Genomic DNA, 21145 nt, shown 5'->3' with positions numbered 1-21145 from the left:
CAGAAAGCGCAGCGCGCGCAGAATCGGCGGCGGCTGATATCCGGCAGAAGCAGGCTGCAGATTGCGTTCGTTTGGGGAAAATGGAGGCATTCCGTTCCATGTGCATATCGCCTCGACGAGTCGAGTGCTGCACAGTTCTTGGACCGAAGCCTCAAGGGGAGACTGTACTTCCCCTAGGCACTTGATAATTCAACAGGGCAACAAATGCAACATCAAGCAGCGGCCCGGGCCGAACAGGATCAGTTATGGACAGCAAAAGCCTTGTACATCTGTTGGCAAGTTTCGCTCTGCTGATTTCGACGCCGTGTCCGGCACAGGACTCGCTCGTTACCTACAAATCCCTGGCGCCCGGAATCGCCCTCGAATTGGCGCAATCCGCACTCGCGAATTGTCAGCAACGCGGCTACCAGGTCGCGATAGCCGTTGTCGACCGCTTCGGCGTAACACAAGTGATGCTGCGCGACCGCTATGCCGGGGCTCATACCCCCGCGACTGCATCGGGCAAGGCGTGGACCGCGGCAACATTCCGCAGCAGCACCAGCAATCTGTTCACCGTCAGTCAGCCCGGCATGATGCAGGCGGGAATTCGCAATCTTCCGGGCGTGGTTGTTATTGGAGGCGGACTGGTCGTTGAGGCGGGCGGTTCGCTGGTCGGCGCAATTGGCGTCTCGGGAGCGCCCGGAGGCGATGCCGACGAAGCCTGCGCCAAGGCTGGCATAGATGCGATTCAATCCAAGCTGGATTTTTGAAGACGTGCCGGCGTCGGTTTCAGGAACGCATCGTGTGGCTGCACGTGTTGTATTCTCAATATGTGGGGTCCGCAGAAGTTTGGGATCAATCTCTAGCTGACGGGCAAATCAGTTCTGATTTACGGAAGTCGTGTCAAGCCCCAGAATAAAAAATATTTCTGTTTACCGGAAGCCAAATCAGGTGCATATCTTTGCCCATCCCGTCCTACTCAGAAGGGCGTCGGCCGTCGTCACGGACGTTGGACGGGTTGCGGTGGACGCTGGTTTACGCCTCGACGATGGCGTGGATAAGCGTACGGCAAAACCGTGTGGTCCTGGCACCCGTTGCAGGTGTCAAGCTGTCGGGTAGGCGAGAGCTGAACGGCAGCGACGGAGTCAACCAAGAACTCGTCTCCGGGGAGATCACGGCATAAGCCGTAAAGCCATTGCGCAGGGAATGTCGGATGTTCTCCGCTGCCCTGTATGCTCGTGTGCAGCCTACTTAGCACAATCGCACACGAGACCGCGGGTGCAGCGCGCATCCGGCATTCCCTGCGCCCTCTGAATTATTCGAGGGCACTTCGGTTGCATAACTCGGGCGCATCGCGCGGCGAGGGTGCGGAACCATGTCCCTGCTAAATCCTCCCCTTGGAAAACACCGTGGCTGGACAGGATGTCGCATTTTGCGATGCAGCGAACCTGGAAGGCCGTCCCCTGCTAACGGGCAATGGCATTTCGCCCGGCTTCTCTGTATTGGTTCGGTGGCATACAAGCTTCGGAGCCGGGTGTTCGCGCTCCGCAAAAAATTACGTGGGAGGAAACATGAAGAGATTGATTTTGGCTGCGGCATCGATTGCAGCTTTGGCCCTGGTGGGCCCGGCGTCGGCGCAGTCGCCGATCGTCATCAAGTTCAGCCACGTGGTTGCGCCGAACACGCCGAAGGGGCTGGCGACCGAGAAATTCAAGGAGCTCGCCGAGAAATACACCGCCGGCAAGGTCAAGGTCGAGGTCTACCCGAATTCGCAGCTATACAAGGACAAGGAAGAGCTGGAAGCACTGCAGCTCGGCGCCGTGCAGATGCTGGCGCCGTCGAACGCCAAGTTCGGACCGATCGGCGTCAAGGAATTCGAGGTGTTCGATCTGCCGTACATCCTCCCCGACCTGAAGACGCTGCGAAAGGTCACCGACGGGCCGCTCGGCGCCAAGCTTCTGAAGCTGCTCGATTCCAAGGGAATGACCGGTCTCGCCTATTGGGATAACGGCTTCAAGGTGATGAGCGCCAACAAGAAGCTGGTCACGCCCGCCGACTACAAGGGCCTCAAGTTCCGCATCCAGTCCTCGAAAGTGCTGGAAGCACAGATGCGGTCGCTGGGTGTGATCCCGCAGGTGATGGCGTTCTCCGAGGTCTATCAGGCGCTGCAGACCGGCGTCGTCGATGGTCAGGAAAATTCCTGGTCGAACATCTACACCCAGAAAATGCACGAAGTTCAGAAGCACATCACCGTCACCAACCACGGCTACATCGGCTATGTCGTGGTCGTGAACAAGAAGTTCTGGGACGGCTTGCCGGAAGACATTCGTGGCCAGCTCGACAAGGCCATGAAGGAAGCCACCGCCTACGGCAACGGCCAGTCGCAGAAGGAAAACGACGACGCGTTTGCGGAAGTCAAGAAGTCCGGCAAGAGCGAAATCCTCACCCTGACGCCCGAGCAGGACGCCGCCATGCGCAAGGCCATGGAGCCGGTCTACAAGGACGTCGCAAGCCGCGTCGGCCAGCCGCTGATCGACGAATTCCTCAAGGAAACGAGGGGCGCGACCAACTAGGACGAGGATTTGAGATGCCGGGAGCTTCCAGGCTCCTGGCAGGGGCGAATAGATCGTTTTCCGTCATGGCCGGGCTTGTCCCGGCCATCCACGTCTTTCCTTGCCGAGGCGCTAGCAAGACGTGGATGCCCGGGACATAGGCGAGCGGAAGCGACGCCGTTCTTCGAACGGCTATGGCCGGGCATGACGAACTTCGATATTGGGGGAAATAGATGTTTCTACGCATCCTCGATCGGCTGGAGGAATGGCTGATCACGTTTCTGATCGCAGCCGCCACCGTGATCATTTTTATCGCGGTGGCTCACCGCTATCTGGTCGGCATTCCCCTGTTCTATCCGATCCTGTTTCCGATCAACCTGGCCTGGGCGCAGGAACTCTGCATCATCATGTTCGTGTGGATGGCGAAGTTCGGCGCCGCCTATGGCGTGCGTACCGGCATCCATGTCGGCGTCGACGTGCTGGTCAACAAGCTCGGCCCGGAAAAGCGGAAATTCACCGTCATGTTCAGCCTGCTGTGCGGCGCGCTGTTTACGGTCGTCGTCGGCTCGATGGGGGCGAAATTCGTCTGGGGGCTGTACCACACCGACCAGGTGACCCCCGACATGGAAATGCCGAGCTGGATCATCTATCTCTGCGTTCCGCTCGGTTCCTATCTGATGTGCTTCCGCTTCCTGCAGGTGGCGCGCAATTTCTGGCGCACCGGCCATCTGCCGCATCACGATGAAACGCAGGTGGAGGGCATCGAGGTCGATGCTCCCGGCGCCGGCGCTGCGGGGATCACCCGATGAGCGCCCTCATTATCTTCGGCCTGCTGGTCGCGCTGATGCTGACAGGCATGCCGATCTCGATTTCGCTCGGCCTGACCGTGCTGACCTATCTGTTCCTCCTGACCACGGTGCCGATCGAATCGGTGGCGCTCAAGCTGTTCACCGGCATCGAGAAGTTCGAGATCATGGCGATCCCGTTCTTCATCCTGGCCGGCAATTTCCTCACCCATGGCGGCGTCGCGCGGCGAATGATCGAATTCGCGCGGACGATGATCGGCCATTGGGCCGGCGGCCTCGGTATCGCCGCCACGATGGCCGCAGCGCTGTTTTCTGCGGTGTCGGGATCCTCGCCGGCGACCGTGGTCGCGATCGGATCGATCATGCTGCCGGCGATGTTGTCGGTCGGGTATCCCAAGCGCTTTGCCGCGGGTGTGATCGTCACCGGCGGCGCGCTCGGCAACCTGATCCCGCCCTCGATCATCATGGTGATCTACGCCGTGTCGACCAGCGGCGCGGTCTATTTCGGCCCCGCGGGCGAGCGGGTCAGCTCCGCCTCGGTCGGGCAATTGTTCATGGCCGGCATGGTGCCGGGCGTGATCCTCGCGATCATGCTGTCGGGAACCACCTGGTATCGCGCCTGGAAGAACAACTATCCGAAAGTCCCGAAGGCAACCTGGGGCGAGGCCTTCCGTGCCTTCATGGATTCGATCTGGGGCATTTCGCTGATCGTCGTGGTGCTCGGCGGCATCTATCTCGGCTGGTTCACGCCGACCGAAGCTGCCGCCATGAGCGCGGTGTACGCCTTCCTGATCGAGATGTTCATCTACAAGGACCTGAAGTTCAGGGACGTGCCAAAAGTCCTGCTCGCGTCGGCGAACATGAGCGCGATGATCCTCTACATCGTCACCAACGCGGTGCTGTTCTCGTTCCTGATGACGAGCGAGCAGATCCCGCAGGCGATGTCGAACTGGATCACCGACAGCGGCGTCAACTGGATCACCTTCCTGCTGGTGGTGAACCTGCTGCTGCTACTCGCCGGCAACGTGATGGAGCCGTCGTCGATCGTTCTGATCATGGCGCCGATCCTGTATCCGATCGCGGTCAAGCTCGGCATTCATCCGGTGCATTTCGGCATCATCGTCGTGGTCAACATGGAAATCGGCATGTGCCATCCGCCGGTCGGACTCAATCTCTATGTGGCCTCCGGGATAGCCAAGATGGGCATTACGGAGTTGTCGATCGCGGTGCTGCCATGGCTGATCACGCTGCTGGTTTTCCTCGGCCTCATCACCTACATCCCGGAATTGTCGCTGTGGCTGCCGCGTACCCTCGGCATGCTCTAGCGTTTCGGACAGGCGGGGTTCATCCAGATTACATCTTGGTAAGGGAAGGTGTTCTTTCCTATCGTTAAGTTGATTGCCGCCCAGAGCCGGCCCATCTTCATGCAACCTTTTCAACGGAGGTCAGCATGAGGAAGTTCACCATCGCCGCGGTCGCGGTGCTCGCCATCGCCGGTTCGACGGCGGTCTATGCCCAGCACCGTCATTGGGGCTACGGGCATATGCGGATGAACCCGGAAGACCGGGCGGCGTTTGCCGACGCCCGAATCGCCTCCGTGCATGCCGGGCTCAAGCTGACCGCCGACCAGGAAAAGCTGTGGCCGGCGGTGGAAACCGCGGTGCGGGAATTCGCCAAACTGCGGATCGACCGCGCCAATGCGCGGATGGATGCGCGGCGGGACGATTCGAGCCCGCAGAAGCCGGATGATCCGGTGGCGCGGCTGCGCGAGCGCGCCGACAACATGGCGACTTCGGCGGCCGCCATGAAGAAAATCGCTGATGCGGCCGATCCGCTCTACAAGACGCTGGACGACGGCCAGAAGCGCCGTCTGGCCGTACTGACCGGAATGGACCGGTTTCATGGCCGTGGCGAGGGCTGGCGGGAGCGCCGAATGGAGCGTTTTGAGCGGGATCGCGACGATGGCGGCCGGGACCGCGGCTACAACCGCAACCGCTATGACCGGGATGACGGGCCGGATCGAGGGGGCCCGGAGCGGCTCTGAGCACACGTTTGCCGAGTAGGGGCGGAAGCCGCTGAAATCCAGCGGCTTTTTGCCTTTCCCGGCCCGCGCCAAAGGCCGGGAAAACTCGCTCCAGCTTGCTGGACATCGGGGAATCGCTTTGCTAAACGACGCCCTCTTGCGAAGGCTTTTCCGGACCAAGTCCGGGCGCATAGCTCAGTTGGTAGAGCAGATGACTCTTAATCATCGGGTCCCAGGTTCGAGCCCTGGTGCGCCCACCAAGCTTTTCAAGAATTTGGCCAGATAGCCGCCCGCAGCCCGCGAACCGTTTGCGCGGTCGCGGCTGAGCTGTATCTGAATGCTCCGCATGGCGGATCAGCAGTCAGGAAGTCAATGGACGGGGGCGAGCGTCCGCTTCAGCTTGTTGACGGCGCGAACGGCCAGGCCGAGCAGGAACGGACTGGTCTGGCGGAACACGGCGACCTTTTTCACATAGCCCTCGACATGCCATTTGGCGTGCGCACCGTTGTGGAAAACGATCACGTCACCGACGCCGTAACGTTTCGGTGGCATGCCCTTGCTCTCGAGCACGATCGATCCTTCCTGGATCACGATGGCAGTGTGGGTCAGCGGCATGTCAGACGACGCAGCCAGATTCCGTAATCAAGCGGATGAATGCCGAGAGCAAGCCGAACGCGCGCGCTCGACAAAGAACGATGGCTGCGCCTTTCTGAGGAATGGCTGAAGATGACGGCGTCGGCTGAGAAAAGACAACGGTAAGCTGCCTCAGTTGGCGGGATCGTGCTGGCAAATGGGCTAACGGTCCCGGCGCGGAGACCACCACGGCACTAAGTCCGCCAACCCAGTAGAGGTTTTCTACCGGTAGAGTAAGGCCCATTCCGGGAGAACCTCTAAGGGTTGGCGGCCTCAGAAGGCGCGCCGCCAACGAGACCGTCAATTCTTGGCCGCAGATGATCGACCAGCAGTTCAGCGCCAATGGTCAGGCAGTCACTATGTCCCCCCGGTAACTCGATCACGTCGAGTTGAGCACAGACATGCCGCCATGCCCGCCCGTCGTGGTCGGCCGCGTAAAAAGTCACAGGGATCTCGAGCGGTGCCGGAAGATATTGCGACATTGCGAATGAATAAGCGTCCCATAACACCGGCGGAATCTCGTTATTGGGAATGGAAAAAGTGCTATACAGCCTGGCTATCGTAATCGGCTTGCTCGTTGGCGCCTTGAAGAACCGCTCCAGCCGCGCCATTTGTTCATAGGTCCAGCGCAGACAGTAAGGCGAGACTATCGGCTTCATCAGTGCGATGATTGTCCGCGGCACCGGACGGGCACTGATGGTCGGCGGGTCGACCATCGCAACCATATCAACCTTGTGGCCGGCGGCCATCAGCAGTCGGGCTGTTTCAAACGCCACCATGGCGCCGTTGCATTTGCCACCCAGAAGGAAAGGACCGCTGCTCTGCGTTTCTAGAATAAGTGGCAGGCGGTCGGCGGCCATCTTCTCGATCGACGGCGGAATCGACTCCCCCCGAAGGCCGTGGGGATCGATGGAGAGTATGTGACAATCGGGCCCGAAAAGCTCGACCATCCGCCGCATACCCGCGTGGCCGCTGACGAAGTTCCCGTTGAAAAAGAAAAGTGGAGGCCGATCGCCGCCGGCACCGAACCGGAAGGACGGCGTCGCCGGTGTGCCTGTCTGCATGGCGATTTTTGGGGCAAGTTGGCGGATCGTTTCTGCCCCGTACAGAATCGTTCCCGGTACGCGATGGCCGATGAGCCGCTCGAGTTCGATGAGCATTTCCATCGCCAGAAGGGAGTCACCACCGCTGGCGAAAAAATCATCGTCGACCGTCACAGCCTGGGACTTCAGCAGCCTCCGCCACAGGGTCAGCAGTTCAGCTTCCAGATCCAATGGCCCTTTGTTCACGGCAGGCACGGGCATCGCGCCCTGATCGCCCAACAGCCCGTCGAACGACTCGCGCAGCCGTCGCCGCTGAACCTTTCCCGTCGCCCCCTTTGGCAGTTGGTCGAGGATCAGAATGCGCCGCGGGATCTTGAACGAGGCCAACGCGCGTTGCAGGAACTGGCGAAGCTCCGAAGGTGTCGCCTGCGCACCAGGATGGGGAACGATGGCGGCCGCGACGTCATCGCCAAGGCGTGGATGGGGGATTGCGAAAGCAGCGGCCTCGGCTATGGCGGGATGGCGCAGTAGGGCGGATTCGACCTCAGCAGGGGCGATCTTCTCACCGCCGCGGTTGATCAGTTCGCTCAGGCGCCCGTGCAGCGACAGGAAGCCCTCTTGGTCTAGGCTGCCGATATCGCCCGTGCGAAACCAACCCTCTTTGAAAGCAGCTTGATTGAGTTCCGGCGCATCGAAATAGCCAGATATCACGGTGGGGCCACGAACCCAGACCTCGCCCCGCTCACCGGCTGGTAAGGGATGTCCATCCTCACCAACAATGGCCACGGTATCAGGCCAGGGTTGCCCGCAAGTCCCTGGCCTGTTTGGACCAGGCGGCGGCAGGTTGGTGGCGATTTGCGCCGCTTCGCTGGAGCCATAATGTTCCAGCACCGGCACGCCCAAAATGCACTGCAGGTCGCTCTGCACCCCCTTCGGGAGTGGCGCGCCGCCCGATACAACGAACCGCAGAGTGTGCGCCGCCTGCGCATCCTCAAGGCTTTTTGCCTTGTCGAGCACGGCAGTGTGGAGCGTGGGACCCGCCGAGTACCAGGTCGGCCGCAGCACATCGAGCCATTCATCGAGCGCCACGACGGCAAAGTTCGCCGGCACAGCAATGCTGCCGCCCGTCAGCAGTGGTGTGAAGACCGTTACTTTGAGCCCATGGGAGTAATGAGGGGACGACACGCTCAGGCAGCGGTCCTCAGGCGTAAGGCCGAACCAGGCCTGAAGCCGTGCGGCCGCCGCCAGCATATTGCTATGGCTGAACGGAATGAGCTTTGGCTGCGCGGTGGTGCCCGACGTCTGCAGGATGAAGGCAGGCGAGCCCGGATCGGGCTCAGCGTCGATCGCAGGGGAGTCGGAGGCCTGCGCGGCGATATTTAGTCCAAGCTGGCCGTGTCCGATCGGAGCGGCTTCGATCACGGCAATCCTTCTCCGCTCAGCGGCCTGACGCGTTTCTAAGGCTCGGCCTTGCGGCACGAGAAGAGCGTTCAGGCGTAGCATGTCGAGGCGTTGATCGAATTCCGCCTCGGACAATCGCGGATCGAGAGGAACCGCGATGCTGCAGCAGGCCACGGCCACGATGGCGAGAGCCGCCTCCGCGCCGTTCGGCATGAGTACCCCGATCCGGGCGTTGCAATCGAACCCGGCCAGACGAAGCTGCCGGCGGATACCGTCCAGCTGGCGCTGAAGGTCGCGGTACGTCAGCGGCGCAAAATTGGTGGAGACAATCGCAGGCTGGTCCGGGAACCGGCTGGCAGTCTGACCGATGACCTGGCCGAGCGTGCCTTGAACCTCGGGCTCTGCGCCGTCGCGGACGGACGAGGTTCCCTCGGGCCAGATCACGCGAGCCGAGTTCGCGTCCCCCAGGAGCAAATGCGTCACACACGCCTCCCGTGACCACAAAATGTGAGCGCCGTGTGCCGCCGCAACACCAAGCCACTGCAATCGCCAGTGGCAAAGATTACACCCAGCTCCCCACGGACTGGACAACTGGCAATGGTGAGTACCTCGGATGGTTAGGTGAATTGTACTTATGGAGCTTTGTATCCGTTGGCAGGGTATCGGGCTCGCGATAGAGCTCTGTATGGCGCAGGGCCTGACGTGCGGCCGGCCAGGCTCTGGCGCGGATAATTGCTATGTCACTGTTCCGGTTTTACTCACCACCAGCAATTCGCAAACGTGGCCTGAGAAGCGCAATACTGGCGGGCCTGGGCCGCGGCACGCATAGCTGGCTAGCTCTTCTCGTAATGAAGGGGCTCAATGCCGCGCTAACGGCGGTATCGAATTTTGTCCTGGCGTATGTGCTGATTCGGACAGTTGGCCTCGAGTCGTATGCATTTATTGCAGGCTTGTTGGCGGTCGCTGCTCTTGTGGTGCAGTGCGATCTCGGAATTGCCGTTCTGACATTTTCTGAACTGCGGTCTCACTACCTTAGTGAGGCCCGCAAACGTAAGGCGAACCAGGACGACCACGACCTGGTGCTAGCGATCGTGACGATCTACAGCGCGATCGCTGCCATCGTCGTCGCAACTCTGGGTGTGGCATTCTTTGCCGGCATTGTTCCTGTCACACATCATAGCATCGCATACTTCCTGATTTTCGCCGGAGCTGTCTGTCCTTTGCCGCATATGCCCCTTCGCATGGCCATCAACGCCAGGGATGGCTTTGTTTGGACTGAGAGCGTTGAACTGGCTAGACGTGTTGCGATCCTGGCGGTGACGATCGCGATGCTTTTTGGGCTTTCGCTTGTCGCATATGGCACGCTGAGCTTGTTGATATGGGTAACGTCGATCGCGGCTCTGGTCTGGCTCGCCCGTCCGCACGGCTTTGCATTGCAGAGTGGAGTGTTTCTCGAGGGTTTGCTTTTTCTGAGGCGCAAATTTCGGAAGGCGCGCGCGGCAGTCGTGTTGTCATCGGCTAGGTTTGTGATCAGCATTTTTCCGTACTACTTGCTGTCTGCCACAGGGGATGGATTGGCAATTGTCGCGTTCGATATGTTCTATAAAGTGTCGCGCTTCGCGATGATGACCTACCTGATTGGCGCAGAGACGGTCCTGCCTCATCAAACGCGCGCGATACATAACGAAAATGCGTTCGGATTGGGTAGAGCAACTGCAGCCGGATTCTTGCTGGGCTTGTTGCCGATGACGCTGGGCATTGTCGCGGTCTCCATGTTCGGCGAAAGGATATTTGGTACTATTTTGAACCATAGCGGAATCGTATCACCGACTATGCGAACGGCACTTTGTGCAATGCTCGTGTTCATGCTGATACAAACAACGTGCGCATTTGTGCTGGTCGGCGCGGGAAAATTTGAGGCGCTCGCCCGTCGCGCCAGCATCACGCTTGCGGGGATGGCACTGATCAGCGCTCTAATGCTTCTGTTTCATTGGAGCATCGACACGTTCATCGTCGCCTATGTGTGTGTCTATGGAGCAGGCGCTTTGCTTTACGCGGAGTGTCTTTATTCGCTAAGCAGATCGTTATGGTTAAAGAGCTCTCAAGCCTTCAAAATGGGAACGGTACAGAAGATATAACCGGCGGATCAATTCATCGCGACTGCTGTCCGTCTCTGAAACCATTACCGACCCTTCGTTCGAGGCGAGTCCCCATGACTTCTATACGCTTGAAAAAAAGGACCTGAGAGTTGATAGAGTCAATGCAGATGAATCTCTGGCGGCTGCCAATGTACACCGGACGTTCCTGGAATTGATCTCGCGATGATCAATAGCTATTAGAATCGACCTTTTAAAAAGCTCAAGTACATGGAACAAAAAACGCAAGAGACCGCTTCCGCTCAAACGTCGAGTGCTTGTTGATAGTATTTCGACTATTCAACTTCGCTACTTAGCGGCCTCGTACTACGGAACGACTGCAGGACGAAAAGGCGCGCTAGTTGTGCCAACGGCCATTTTCTCAGCTTTCATATTCTCAAAGTACGCTGCGCACCTGCAGGCTTCCATGTAGGCTGGAGTTTTTGTCCATGCCGGAATATCCAACCGGCTTCCTTTTCCATGCGCCGCTTCGTTTCTGGCCAGGCCGGATCACAACGTGGTGTGGAACCTTCCATTTCGTGAAGGACTCCGCTTTCGATGGCCTCGGCGGCACTCAATGCTTCTCCCTCTCAAAAAACTGCCGATCGTATCCGGTTCGATCAAGAAACAGATCGACCACCGTCTCATCTATCTTCGCGAGCTCATCCGCCTGTCTTTGCAGCACCTCCATTGTGACGCGTTCGGGAAGCTGCTCGCGACTGCGGCTCGACGGATGTATCAGAAATTCGGTCTCGGGTTTCGCCTTCCTCAGTCCGGCCGCCATGAAAATACGCAAAGCTCCCGAATTGCATCGGCGAATTGCCGTCGCCGCAACTGGAAATGGTTGAGCGCGCAGCATGGTAAAAATAGCCAACGACTCCTCGAAGTCTCCGCCCACAGAATAAATCGTGAATAGATAGCGTTGTAGGATCCCGCCGCGGCTTCCATTTTACGCGGATGAGGCCGAGCGAAATTGCCTTACCCTCGCCGATCGGACCTTTAAGCTGTAATTCCAGCACCATCAGATCAATATCCCTGCTCGAATTCGGCCTCTAAAGCATCCTGGCGAAACATCTCAGCCATCGTTCCCGCGAAAACGGAGCCTTATACGAGGCTGACAATGGCGAGAACAAGTTCGGGGCCGAATTCGCTCGATGCCAGCGCGATCAATATTCCTGCACAGATGGCCAAAATAGCGGTGATTTTGAGAGTAATCATTTTGAAGATCCCCTGTCACTGGGGCGAAACCATTTCCGCCAGCCAGCAATCGGGGAAATACGCGGGGATCAGGGTGGCGCATGTGATTTGCAGCACAAATGGCTCTGCACGGATTGGAACCGTGCACGCAGTTGGAACGACGTTCCCGGTCGGAGACTTCGGTCACCCGAACGGGATCTGCGTAATTTTACTCCGGCACTAAGCACGGCGGATTTGGGACATACCTACGGTAATTCACGTACAGTTTCTGTTCTGATTGCGGCCCTAGCAAGCTCGAACGCGGCGCTACGCATCGGCCTTCAGCGACTTTGGGGTGGATCTCTCCCTGGCCCGGACAATGCACAGACGACCTCTAATCGCAGAGGCCGAGCGTCTCATGGCCACCTCTATCGAAAGAGAAGATCTGCCGCCGTCTCGTAATACACGCAATCAGCATCATCTTCCTCCGTCCAAGGCCTGTTCCTATTTCCACGCATCGTAACGTTCACGGCGTATGACGTGGGGTTAATTCTAGACCAGGGCGCTGTTCCAAGCGGGAGGCAAGCGCCGGAACGAACTCCTAGGTCGGGGTCTTGGCTCACATGGGTCTATATTATTTCGGCATTCAAATAGGGGACGCGCCACGGTCCGTTGATGAGGAAGGCGAGCGATCTGCCGACCTCGATGCCGCTCGTGTGAAAGCTGGCTTGGCAATTTGCAACTTAGGGCGCGATCTGATGCGCACTGGGCAGACGGTATGGGAGATCACAATTTGGGTCAGAGACGGGCTAGGCGAGGTAATGCATGCCAAGCTGGAGTTCCGATAAGCCGGCTGAATGGAGACCAAACGATTCGTGGGACCTGGAGGTTCTTCGGCCGGGCGACCGCGCTCCGCCAAACGCGGTCGTTGAGGTTGTGTTGCAGTGAGGAGGCCCGTCTACTGAGGCCTCACTCTGGCCGCTCCGCGATCGCCTTTTCAATCTGGCCGGCGAGTTTTCCGAAGTGGATGGCAAGGCGTTCGTATCATTTGGCGCGTATGGCGACGCTGAAGACAACGCCACGAGGTTCGGCAGGTCAATCGACCAACATTGGGGAAAGCGGAAGCTTAACAGAGACCTGTGAGCGCCATCGTTACGGGGGCAAAGCTAGGCATTTTAGTTTGCAGCCCAACCAAATCCGAATCGAAATCAATGGCACCAATTGATCCGGTTTGCGCGCATGCCGTTGATAGATCAGGTGATCATCGGGACTCTTAATCATCGGGTCCCAGGTTCGAGCCCTGGTGCGCCCACCAATGTCTTCAATAGGTTAGCCGGTTGATCGCTTGTCATTCCTGACAAGTCGTCACCTGCTCATTCTAACAAATTCCCCTCCCTGCTGCCGTTCAGCAGGCGTTCAGCGGTCGATTCGCAAGATGGGCATCGCGGAGCTGGGACCGACATCTCCAAGGAGCCGCGGTCGTTGGATGAAAGCGCGTTCGCGATGTCTCTCGAACAAGACCGCGTTGGCCATGATCTTCAAGCTCGCGGAGGCCGTTGAGAGAAGCTGGTGTCGTGTCGATGGCCGTAACCGGTGCCGAAAATTATCCTCAGTGTAAGGTTGGCCTACGGAATCGAGGTCGTTAGATCGCAAGCTCAATCCGCTGCCGCCTGCCCGTTCCGTTACCAAAAATCGGCGATTGCTCTAACGGGGTAATCCGGAAATGTCGGCTGACCGCTCCCAATCTTTGCTAAAATGATGCTTGGCATCCGCAAGCGGGAATCCCCCTTCTTCGAAAACATTGATGCCGCTTTGCCGAGGAAATCCAGTTGAGTTACTCCAATCGACTGAGCGAAGCCGAGTTCGCGGCCTTTCGGCCGAACGCCGAGGTGGTGCGGTATCTCGAGGCGACCCGTGAGCGGCTTGGCGTCAAACGGGATGAGATGAACGTCCTCGATTGGGGCAGCGGACGAGGGGAATATGTGTGCTGGTTGCGCGATGCTGGCTACAACGCCTTCGGCGCAGAAATCCGCCGTGAAGCCGCCGACCGGGGCGAGGATCTGCTCAAAGCCCACGGACACGATTACAGCCGCGTGATCACGACCCTTCGAGCGAACGGCGAGACCGATCTGCCGCCGAACTTCTTCCACTTCGTCTTCACACACTACGTGCTTGAGCACGTCGCTGACCTTGACGCGGTGACGCGCGAGATTGCCCGGGTGACTGTTCCGGGCGGATGCGGCTTTCACGTTTATCCCGGCAAACTGCGCCCGATCGAGCCGCATCTGTTCATGCCATTCGTCCATTGGCTGCCCAAGAACCCGACCCGCAAGTGGGCGATCGCAGCTTGCCTCGCCTGTGGAATCGAACCCAAGTGGGACCGGCTTGCGGCGGCATCCTTCGGAAGAAAGGCTCAGGAGTATTACGATTTCGTTCTCAATGAGACGTTCTATCGCCCGATGCGCGAAGTGCGGCACAGTTTTGCCAAGGTGGGGCTCGTGGTCACGCCGGTGGCCGCCGAGCATCCGGCGTTGCGCCGTCTCTCCGTTCTGCCTTCATCGCTCAAACGGGTTGTGGGCCTGGCGGTTACGCTCTTTCAGACGGTCGAAATCCTCGTGCGCAAACCACCGGCGTCTGGTTTACGAGAGTGGAAGCGACCGACGCTATGAGATGAGATCACAAGAGCGGCGGATTGCTGCGGAATTTGTCGTAATTCGCGTCGTAGTCGAAGTTTGGCACCAAGATCGTGGGCCTTGCGCCAGTGGGTTGCGGCCTTCAGCACGCAGCCATCACCTGCCTCCCGTACGTCACCGCAGCAGGCTGTGTTGACTGTGCCGCTATCTTCTGGCGCCCGGCGAAAAGGGTCGATGATGCGACGAAGCTGGTGGGACAAGGAGACCGGCTATGATTCGAGGTTTCAAGGTTCGTTCCGCTGAGCGCGATGCCCAGACCGACAGCGAACGGTTCGGTTCGATTTCGGCCGCGATCAGCGCCGCGGTTGCGTCAGTTCAGAAGGAGAGGGACGCGTTGCGTGGGCGAGTAGATGCGGCCCGCGATCTGGCTTCCTTTGCGGTGGGCACGGACTACGAAGAATACCTGACCCGGGATGCCAGGGACGCATCCATGATCAAGGAATACGAGTCGCAGATGATAGCCGGCGAAAAGCGCGTGCAGGAGCTGGAGGGGCAGCTTGGCAGTCTGATCGCCGTTCGGGACGTTTTCAGCCGCTGCTTCCCCGGCATGCCAGGGTAGGCCGAGGCGAGGGGCCGGCTACACTTAGGCAGTGTTGCCGGCGTCGACCGTCAGGACAGTGCCGGTGATGTTCCGGCCGCCTCCGCCCAGGAGATACTGGACCATGGAAGCGATGTCGTCCGCCTCGGGCAGGCGGCGCAACGCACTGCGGCCGGCGATCCGCCGGCGGCCGTCGTCGTCCAGGGATTTGGTCAATTCGGTGTCGACAAAGCCGGGCGCGATCGCGTTCACGGTGATGCCGAGCTTGCCGACCTCGCGGGCCAGCGAACGGGTAAATCCGCCGGCCGCTGCCTTGGACGCGCCGTAGACGGCCAAGCCGTTGTAGCCGGTCGAGGCGATGATGGAGGAGATGTTGACGATGCGCCCGGCGCCGTCGGCCATCATATGGCGCACCACATACTTGGTCAGAACGATCGGCGACAGCACGTTCAGACGGATCAACGCCTCGATCTCGGAATTGCGTGTGTTGGCCAGCAGCCCTTCGCTGCTGATCCCGGCATTGTTGACGAGACCGTAGATCGCGCCGAAGGCGTCGCGCAGCTCCTTCACGAAGGTGGGAATCTTGTCGGTCTGGCCGAGATCGAACGCCCTGAAGTGCAGGCGGTCCGCTCCCACCTCGCGGATGGCCTGTCCCAGCTCCTCGCTCTCGCGGCGCGCGACCGCGACCACATTGTAGTCGCCGGATGCGGCAAGCCTGCGTGCAATCGCAAGCCCGATGCCGCGACTGCCGCCAGTGACGAGGACGTTATGCATCGGCGCGCGTCAGTTTGCCGGCCGCCGTCAGGTCCAGCCGCTCGACGAAGCGGATCACCGCAGGCACCTTGTATGCTGCCAGCGCGTCGTTGCACTGGCTGAGAATCTCCGTACGGATAGTCTCGTGGCGACCAGCGTCCGTGCCATCGGCGAGGACGATGTCGGCGACCACGATGGCGCCAGTGATCGGGCTTCTGCGCGACCGCGCACGCGACATTCGCACGGACTCGTGCCGATTGATCACGGTCTCGACCTCCTCGGGATGGACCTTCAGCCCGCCGATGTTGATGATGCCGGTGCGCCGGCCGACAAAGTAGTAGCGCTCGTCGCGCAGTTCGACCAAGTCACCGGTGTCGACGAAGCCCTCGGCGTCGGTGAGCTGCGGCGCGCCGGTGCCGACATAGGAGCGCGCCGTGCGGTGAGAGCGGATCCGAAGCGAGCCGTCGACGACCTTCATCTCGACGCCGTCGCGGTTCTGCCCGATCAGGTCGGCGGGAAAACCCTCGCGCCCGTCGTTGACCGCGAAACCAACGCCGGCCTCGGTCGAAGCATAGGCATGGCCGATCGACGCATGCGGAAACGCCCGAGCGAGGCCGTCGAGCACCGCCTGGTCGGCGATTTCGCCGGACAGGCGGACATAGCGTGGCGAGAAGTCCGCGACCGCGCTGCTCATCAGCAGCTTGCGCCAGTGCGACGGTGTCCCGGAAATGTGGGTGACGCCGCCCGCGCGCAGCCGTGCCACGTGATCGACGGTGGCTTCCTTGGGTTCCGACAGCACCATCGATCCGCCGCCGATCACCGCGCGCAGGAAGATCTGCAGGCCGCCGTAGCGACGGATGTCGTAGAACGTCGCCCAGGTAGCGTTCTGGTAGCGCGCAGCACCGTCGGCGATGATCGCGCCGGCCAGCCCGTCGAGCGTATGGCCGACGATCTTGGGCGGCCCGGATGTGCCCGAGGTCAGCATCAGCCACTCGGTCGCGCGTTCGGTCTTCCATCCCGCACCCGGCCGTTCAGGCAGACCGGCGCCGACGACCAGATACGCGCCATCACCGCATCGGTGCAGCGGCCTGTCGGTTACGATGGCGTCGATCTCGGCATCCGCAAGCAGGCCCTCGATGTGATCCGGATCGAGGTCGGGCGGGCACAGAAGCATGCGGCGAGCGACGCCGTCGAGCTCGATCATCGCGAGCGCAGACTGCAGCTGTCCCGACGTCGCAAGCAGCACCGAGCGGCCGGACAGCTCGTGATATCTGCCGATCAGACAGCTGTACCCGAGAATGTCGGTCAGCGATATGACGTGCCGGGCATCGGAAATCGTGCGGCCCTTCAGCTCCGGACCGAGATATTCGCGAAGCGCTAAGACGTCAGGCTGGGACATTCTCGTATGCTCTGATGAACTCGCCGACGGTCGACGGGAAGGCGGCGTCCTCCGCGATGGTGAACGGATCGAAGCCGAGATCGTCTTCCAGCCGCGCGACCAGGATCGCGAACGCCAGAGAATCGAACCCGGTGTCCTGCAGCGCCAGATCGTCCCGGAGCGGCGGAAGGGTGACCTTTTGCTCTTCAGCGATCTGCTGCATCGCCGAAAAAATCCTCAACTTTACCGACATGAACACCTCACCTTTTCAAAAAGCGGCTCTTCGAGCCGATGCTAGAGCCTGATTCCGCCCTCCACGACGCGCGTGTAGACGGCTTGGTCGATCGAACGATAGGCGCGGGTCGCCGGATCGCGCAGGAACAGCCGGTCGCTCACGACGGAAGGATCGAATCCCTCGCGGATCAACCGCTGCTTGTTCATCTTGAAGGTCTCGGTGGCGTCGAGTTCCGCGCAGAACCTGACGAAGACCGGAATGGCATAGACCGGGAGCCGATGCGACAGGTGTTCCGCGAAGATCGCAAGATCGAAATGCTGGTCCACGACCAAGGCCGCCATGCCGGCGCGGCCGTCGGCGCCGGGGACGGCAGCCCCGTAGGTTGAGGCGTCAACAACGCCGGGGCAGTCCCTGATCGCGTCGTTCACCTCGCTGGTCGCGACGTTCTCGCCCTTCCAACGGAAGGTGTCGCCGACCCGGTCGACGAAATAGAAGTAGCCCTGCTGGTCCCGATGCATCAGATCGCCAGTCCGGAACCAGGCATCGCCTTCGGCAAACACGTTGCGGAGAATTTTCTTCTCGGTCTCTGCCGGCTCCGTATAGCCTTCGAAAGGTCCGCCACCCCGATCTGCGGTGCCGATGCGCCCGATTGCCTCGCCGACCTCGCCGTGGGCGCAGGCGATGCAGAGCCCGTCGTCGCCGCGGACCGGGCTGCCGCTGTCGGCATCGACCTTCACGATCGAGGCGGGAAAGCGATGCGCCAGCAGCGGCGGGATACGGCCGATCGCGCCGGGTTTTCCCTCGAAGTTGAACAGCGAAAAATTACCTTCCGTCGCGGCGTAGAACTCCAGGACCTGCGGAATCGCGAACCGCTTCGCGAACGCCTCCCAGATGTCGCCGCGCAATCCGTTGCCGACGGCCAGCCGCAGCCCGTGTCCGACCTCCAGCCCCGACGCCGGTGCGTTCAGTAGGTAGCGGCAGAGTTCACCGATATACTGGAAGACGGTGCAGTCGAAGTACATGATGTCGTCCCAGAAGTCTTCCGCTGAGAACTTCTCGGCGATCACGACCGAACCGCCGGCGCGAAGCATGCTGCAAGGTGCGACGACACCGCCCACCGAATGATTGAGCGGCAGGCAATCGTAAAGGCGGTCGTGGATGGAAGCGTCTGTCAGCCCGGCAAACCATCCTCCCCAGCTGAGGATGCGGCGATGACTGACGTTTACCGCCTTTGGCATTCCCGTGGTGCCCGAGGTGTAGATCAGCAGGGCGCGTTCATTGATCGTGACGTCGCCGCGCTCGACGGAGGACAGCGGGCGTGGATCCGTGCCGGCGAGCGCCGCATCCAGATCGGCGCCAGTGCTGCCAGGACCCAGTCTCCAGATCTGGGGCACGCGATCCAGATGAGGACGTGCGGCTTCGAACGCATTCATGCAATCGGCGGCAAGAACGATGTGGTCGGCACGCGCGACGTCGATGCAATGGGCAAGGGACCGGCCTACCAGCCGGGTGTTGATTAGCGCCACCGTACCGCCGACGCTGCTGATTCCGAGCCAGCAGGCAACGTACTCCGGCCGGTTCGGCATCAGCAGACAGACGGTATCGCCGGCGCGGACGCCCAGGCTGCGCGCCCAACGCGCATATTGGCTGATCCGGGCGCTGAGCTCCCCGTAGGTGAAGGATTGGCGGTCCGAGAGCAGTGCAAGGCGTTCGGGTTGCCGTTTCGCCCATTCTTCCACGACGTCGGCGAACAGCCGTTGCGGCTCGGCGTCGATCCGCGAGGTCAGTTCGATGGCCTTCAGCCAGGCTTTCGTGGCAGACGGTCTGGGTCGCGGCTCACCGCTTTCAGTCGCCCGCTGAAGTGCGCCTGCTTTCATGATCTGACCCAGATGATTTCGATCGTTGCTCGCGCCGACCAGGTCGCGAGGCGGCAGAGCTGCGGCGGAAGGAGCGACGAGGCGCACCGGATCGCGCGCGATCTTGCGATCACTGTCGATGAGGTTTCGCTCGATCGCACAAGACGCATCTCTGTCCAACTCCCTTATCCCGTCGCGGGTCCGAGTTGGTTGAGGATCATAACCTCCAGCGTCTTCACCGATTGGAAGTTCTCGGGCGTGATCTCGGGCTGTGGAAGGGTGAGATCGAACTCGGCTTCGACCTTGAGCATCAGCGCAACCATATCCATCGAGTCCAGTCCGATATCCACCAGCCGGGACTCCGGGTGGACATCCGCAATGATAGCGTTCTGCGCAAGGACGTTCCTGACGACGGAAAGAACACGCTCTTGGACGTTGGCGGCAAAGTCTTGCATTTCAGCTCCACTCATCGCGTGACGGGGCAGATCTTGATCGACGTCACGATACCTGACTGAAGCTCAGGTCAGTAGCTCCACTTCGGGGGTACCCCGCTTGGGAGCACGTTCTCGGCAACATCCACCTTTGCGCCGCCGACACCGCAACTGCGGTCGGTTAGATTGCCGCCGTCGCACTCGCGGAATTCGTCTCGACCCGTCGGGTCTTCGACCATCAAACCATCTAAATGGGAGCTGTTGGGCCATGAATGTGCAGGAAGTCCAGTTCCGCAGTCTCGCTCGGGAAGCCAGTCGAGTGCCATTCTCTCCCGATCGCGCTTCGTTCCAGCAGCGGGCTGCCGCCGTCGCGGAGGCCGCGGCGTCGGAGGCCGTAGCGGTCGACCGCGAAGCGCGCTTCCCGCAGAAGGCGATTGACGCTGCGCGCGCGGAAAGACTTCTAGGCGCCCAGATCCCGGTCGAGTTCGGCGGCGACGGTGCGTCGATTTCCGAGGTGGCCGACATGTGCTACGCGCTCGGACGCGCCTGCGCTTCGGCCGGGATGATCTTCGCGATGCATCAGACCAAGATCGCCTGTCTGGTCCGTCACGGCGCGGGCAGCAGCTGGCACGAAAGGCTGATGCGTCGCGTAGCGGCGGAACAAATGCTCCTGGCGTCTTCGACCACGGAAGGCCAGAACGGCGGAAACATTCGCTTCAGCTCGGCCGCGGTGGAGCACGAGGGCGCCGAGATATCGCTGGTGCGCGACGCGACGGTGATTTCCTACGGCGCCGAGGCGGACGGCATCGTAACCATCGCCCGCCGCTCCGACGACGCCACCGGATCCGATCAGGTACTGTTGGCCATCACACGTGACGACTACACGCTGGAGCAAACTCTCGCATGGGAGACGCTCGGCATGCGTGGCACCTGCAGCGCCGGCTTCAAGCTGAGCTTCAAGGGCTCGGCGGAACAGATATTCCCGGTGGCATACGAAAAGGTCCATGCGCAGACCATGACGCCCGTCGCGCACCTATGCTGGTCGTCGGTCTGGGCGGGAATCGCGGCTGCGGCAGTGGACCGGGCGCAGCTCTTCATCCGCAAGGCCGCCCGCGGGGCCGGCGGCAACCTTCCTCCCGGCGCACCGCATTTTACGTCCGCCAAGATGACTCTGACGAAACTGCGCGCCCTCATCGCCGCGAACCTCGATTCCTTTGCGGCCCGCGAACAAGACGAGCGCGCGCTTTCGTCCCTCGACTTCCAGTCCTCGATCAACCTTCTCAAGGTGGAGGCCTCCGAACTCGCGGTCACGGTCGTCATGCATGCGATGCGCGCGTGCGGCCTGTCCGGCTATCGCAACGACACCGATGTCAGTGTCGGCCGCCATCTCCGCGACGTGCTGTCGGCTCCGATCATGATCAACAACGATCGCATCCTTGCCAGCATGGGTAGCGCCACTCTGATGAGCGCCGTCCCGGCGTCCCTGCGCGATTGATTTTTTTCTCTAGGAAAT

General features: G+C 60.6%; 18 protein-coding genes, 1 tRNA gene and 1 pseudogene. 12 read left to right on the top strand and 8 right to left on the bottom strand.

Features of this window, described 5'->3' with window-relative positions; all coding sequences use genetic code 11:
• Positions 1-245: 245 nt before the first annotated feature.
• From ABIE49_RS09620 to ABIE49_RS09595, 6 genes are all read left to right on the top strand, one after another.
• Complete coding sequence (locus ABIE49_RS09620; RefSeq protein WP_192738765.1) at positions 246-749, top strand: GlcG/HbpS family heme-binding protein; 504 nt, start codon at positions 246-248, stop codon at positions 747-749.
• 801 nt (positions 750-1550) lie between these two features.
• Positions 1551-2552: a TRAP transporter substrate-binding protein gene (locus ABIE49_RS09615; protein ID WP_192738764.1), complete on the top strand. Its 1002-nt coding sequence runs from the start codon at positions 1551-1553 to the stop codon at positions 2550-2552.
• Positions 2553-2764: 212 nt separating this feature from the next.
• Complete coding sequence (locus tag ABIE49_RS09610; RefSeq protein WP_192738763.1) at positions 2765-3340, top strand: TRAP transporter small permease; 576 nt, start codon at positions 2765-2767, stop codon at positions 3338-3340.
• Positions 3337-4662 (top strand): TRAP transporter large permease, encoded by a 1326-nt coding sequence (locus tag ABIE49_RS09605; RefSeq protein ID WP_192738762.1) that lies wholly within the window; start codon positions 3337-3339, stop codon positions 4660-4662. Before ABIE49_RS09610 ends, ABIE49_RS09605 begins: the two co-directional genes overlap by 4 nt.
• A 125-nt stretch (positions 4663-4787) precedes the next feature.
• A complete protein-coding gene (locus ABIE49_RS09600) occupies positions 4788-5381 on the top strand; it encodes a Spy/CpxP family protein refolding chaperone (protein ID WP_192738761.1) in 594 nt (197 codons plus the stop codon).
• A 163-nt stretch (positions 5382-5544) separates the two neighbouring features.
• Positions 5545-5620: transfer RNA gene (locus tag ABIE49_RS09595), tRNA-Lys, on the top strand.
• Positions 5621-5729: 109 nt separating this feature from the next.
• Here ABIE49_RS09595 and ABIE49_RS09590 read toward each other — a convergent pair.
• Both ABIE49_RS09590 and ABIE49_RS09585 read right to left on the bottom strand, forming a co-directional pair.
• Positions 5730-5954 (bottom strand): annotated as a pseudogene (locus ABIE49_RS09590) (cupin domain-containing protein); the annotation flags it as partial.
• 296 nt (positions 5955-6250) lie between these two features.
• A complete protein-coding gene (locus ABIE49_RS09585; protein ID WP_354066711.1) occupies positions 6251-8920 on the bottom strand; it encodes an AMP-binding protein in 2670 nt (889 codons plus the stop codon).
• A 254-nt stretch (positions 8921-9174) separates the two neighbouring features.
• Here ABIE49_RS09585 and ABIE49_RS09580 point away from each other — a divergent pair, with 254 nt between their 5' ends.
• On the top strand, positions 9175-10575 hold the full coding sequence (locus tag ABIE49_RS09580; protein WP_192738760.1) for a hypothetical protein: 1401 nt from the start codon (positions 9175-9177) through the stop codon (positions 10573-10575).
• A gap of 571 nt (positions 10576-11146) precedes the next feature.
• Here the strand turns inward: ABIE49_RS09580 and ABIE49_RS09575 are convergent.
• Positions 11147-11479, bottom strand: a complete 333-nt coding sequence (locus ABIE49_RS09575) for an ATP-dependent Clp protease proteolytic subunit (RefSeq protein ID WP_354067437.1) — start codon at positions 11477-11479, stop codon at positions 11147-11149.
• A gap of 213 nt (positions 11480-11692) precedes the next feature.
• Between ABIE49_RS09575 and ABIE49_RS09570 the strand changes: the two genes are divergently transcribed.
• The 4 genes from ABIE49_RS09570 (at position 11693) to ABIE49_RS09560 (ending at position 15000) form a co-directional block, all read left to right on the top strand.
• Positions 11693-11992: a hypothetical protein gene (locus ABIE49_RS09570; RefSeq protein WP_192738758.1), complete on the top strand. Its 300-nt coding sequence runs from the start codon at positions 11693-11695 to the stop codon at positions 11990-11992.
• A gap of 379 nt (positions 11993-12371) precedes the next feature.
• Entirely contained in the window at positions 12372-12596 is a 225-nt protein-coding gene (locus ABIE49_RS40030) for a DUF6894 family protein (protein WP_502915874.1), read from the top strand.
• Positions 12597-13577: 981 nt separating this feature from the next.
• Complete coding sequence (locus ABIE49_RS09565; protein ID WP_192738757.1) at positions 13578-14417, top strand: class I SAM-dependent methyltransferase; 840 nt, start codon at positions 13578-13580, stop codon at positions 14415-14417.
• 235 nt (positions 14418-14652) lie between these two features.
• Positions 14653-15000 (top strand): hypothetical protein, encoded by a 348-nt coding sequence (locus ABIE49_RS09560; protein ID WP_192738756.1) that lies wholly within the window; start codon positions 14653-14655, stop codon positions 14998-15000.
• Positions 15001-15024: 24 nt separating this feature from the next.
• On the opposite strand, the gene ABIE49_RS09555 is transcribed toward ABIE49_RS09560, so the two are convergent.
• From ABIE49_RS09555 to ABIE49_RS09535, 5 genes are all read right to left on the bottom strand, one after another.
• On the bottom strand, positions 15025-15753 hold the full coding sequence (locus tag ABIE49_RS09555) for an SDR family NAD(P)-dependent oxidoreductase (RefSeq protein WP_192738755.1): 729 nt from the start codon (positions 15751-15753) through the stop codon (positions 15025-15027).
• Complete coding sequence (locus ABIE49_RS09550) at positions 15746-17131, bottom strand: AMP-binding protein (RefSeq protein WP_192738754.1); 1386 nt, start codon at positions 17129-17131, stop codon at positions 15746-15748. The genes ABIE49_RS09555 and ABIE49_RS09550 overlap by 8 nt, the downstream gene beginning before the upstream one ends.
• The gene (locus tag ABIE49_RS09545) at positions 17118-17363 is read right to left on the bottom strand and encodes an acyl carrier protein (protein ID WP_192738753.1); all 246 of its coding nucleotides are present in this window, start codon (positions 17361-17363) and stop codon (positions 17118-17120) included. The genes ABIE49_RS09550 and ABIE49_RS09545 overlap by 14 nt, the downstream gene beginning before the upstream one ends.
• A 41-nt stretch (positions 17364-17404) precedes the next feature.
• Positions 17405-19222 carry a long-chain-acyl-CoA synthetase gene (locus ABIE49_RS09540; RefSeq protein WP_192738808.1) on the bottom strand — a complete coding sequence of 606 codons (1818 nt, stop codon included), beginning with the start codon at positions 19220-19222 and terminating at the stop codon, positions 17405-17407.
• Between the two features lie 164 nt (positions 19223-19386).
• Positions 19387-19656, bottom strand: a complete 270-nt coding sequence (locus tag ABIE49_RS09535) for an acyl carrier protein (protein WP_192738752.1) — start codon at positions 19654-19656, stop codon at positions 19387-19389.
• Between the two features lie 244 nt (positions 19657-19900).
• Between ABIE49_RS09535 and ABIE49_RS09530 the strand changes: the two genes are divergently transcribed.
• The gene (locus ABIE49_RS09530; protein ID WP_192738751.1) at positions 19901-21127 is read left to right on the top strand and encodes an acyl-CoA dehydrogenase family protein; all 1227 of its coding nucleotides are present in this window, start codon (positions 19901-19903) and stop codon (positions 21125-21127) included.
• Positions 21128-21145: the final 18 nt, after the last annotated feature.

Origin of the sequence: Bradyrhizobium sp. OAE829, from assembly GCF_040546575.1 — a bacterium.
In the GTDB taxonomy this organism is placed as follows: domain Bacteria; phylum Pseudomonadota; class Alphaproteobacteria; order Rhizobiales; family Xanthobacteraceae; genus Bradyrhizobium.
This window is presented reverse-complemented; position numbering and strand designations above follow the sequence as displayed.

What these genes read in the sequence shown, in the direction of transcription:
- ABIE49_RS09620 (WP_192738765.1), top strand. Translation starts at nt 246, where the DNA reads ATGGACAGCAAAAGCCTTGTACATCTGTTGGCAAGTTTCGCTCTGCTG.
- ABIE49_RS09615 (WP_192738764.1), top strand. Translation starts at nt 1,551, where the DNA reads ATGAAGAGATTGATTTTGGCTGCGGCATCGATTGCAGCTTTGGCCCTG.
- ABIE49_RS09610 (WP_192738763.1), top strand. Translation starts at nt 2,765, where the DNA reads ATGTTTCTACGCATCCTCGATCGGCTGGAGGAATGGCTGATCACGTTT.
- ABIE49_RS09605 (WP_192738762.1), top strand. Translation starts at nt 3,337, where the DNA reads ATGAGCGCCCTCATTATCTTCGGCCTGCTGGTCGCGCTGATGCTGACA.
- ABIE49_RS09600 (WP_192738761.1), top strand. Translation starts at nt 4,788, where the DNA reads ATGAGGAAGTTCACCATCGCCGCGGTCGCGGTGCTCGCCATCGCCGGT.
- ABIE49_RS09580 (WP_192738760.1), top strand. Translation starts at nt 9,175, where the DNA reads ATGTCACTGTTCCGGTTTTACTCACCACCAGCAATTCGCAAACGTGGC.
- ABIE49_RS09570 (WP_192738758.1), top strand. Translation starts at nt 11,693, where the DNA reads ATGGCGAGAACAAGTTCGGGGCCGAATTCGCTCGATGCCAGCGCGATC.
- ABIE49_RS40030 (WP_502915874.1), top strand. Translation starts at nt 12,372, where the DNA reads ATGGGTCTATATTATTTCGGCATTCAAATAGGGGACGCGCCACGGTCC.
- ABIE49_RS09560 (WP_192738756.1), top strand. Translation starts at nt 14,653, where the DNA reads ATGATTCGAGGTTTCAAGGTTCGTTCCGCTGAGCGCGATGCCCAGACC.
- ABIE49_RS09555 (WP_192738755.1), bottom strand. Translation starts at nt 15,753, where the DNA reads ATGCATAACGTCCTCGTCACTGGCGGCAGTCGCGGCATCGGGCTTGCG.
- ABIE49_RS09550 (WP_192738754.1), bottom strand. Translation starts at nt 17,131, where the DNA reads ATGTCCCAGCCTGACGTCTTAGCGCTTCGCGAATATCTCGGTCCGGAG.
- ABIE49_RS09545 (WP_192738753.1), bottom strand. Translation starts at nt 17,363, where the DNA reads ATGTCGGTAAAGTTGAGGATTTTTTCGGCGATGCAGCAGATCGCTGAA.
- ABIE49_RS09540 (WP_192738808.1), bottom strand. Translation starts at nt 19,222, where the DNA reads ATGAAAGCAGGCGCACTTCAGCGGGCGACTGAAAGCGGTGAGCCGCGA.
- ABIE49_RS09535 (WP_192738752.1), bottom strand. Translation starts at nt 19,656, where the DNA reads ATGCAAGACTTTGCCGCCAACGTCCAAGAGCGTGTTCTTTCCGTCGTC.
- ABIE49_RS09530 (WP_192738751.1), top strand. Translation starts at nt 19,901, where the DNA reads ATGAATGTGCAGGAAGTCCAGTTCCGCAGTCTCGCTCGGGAAGCCAGT.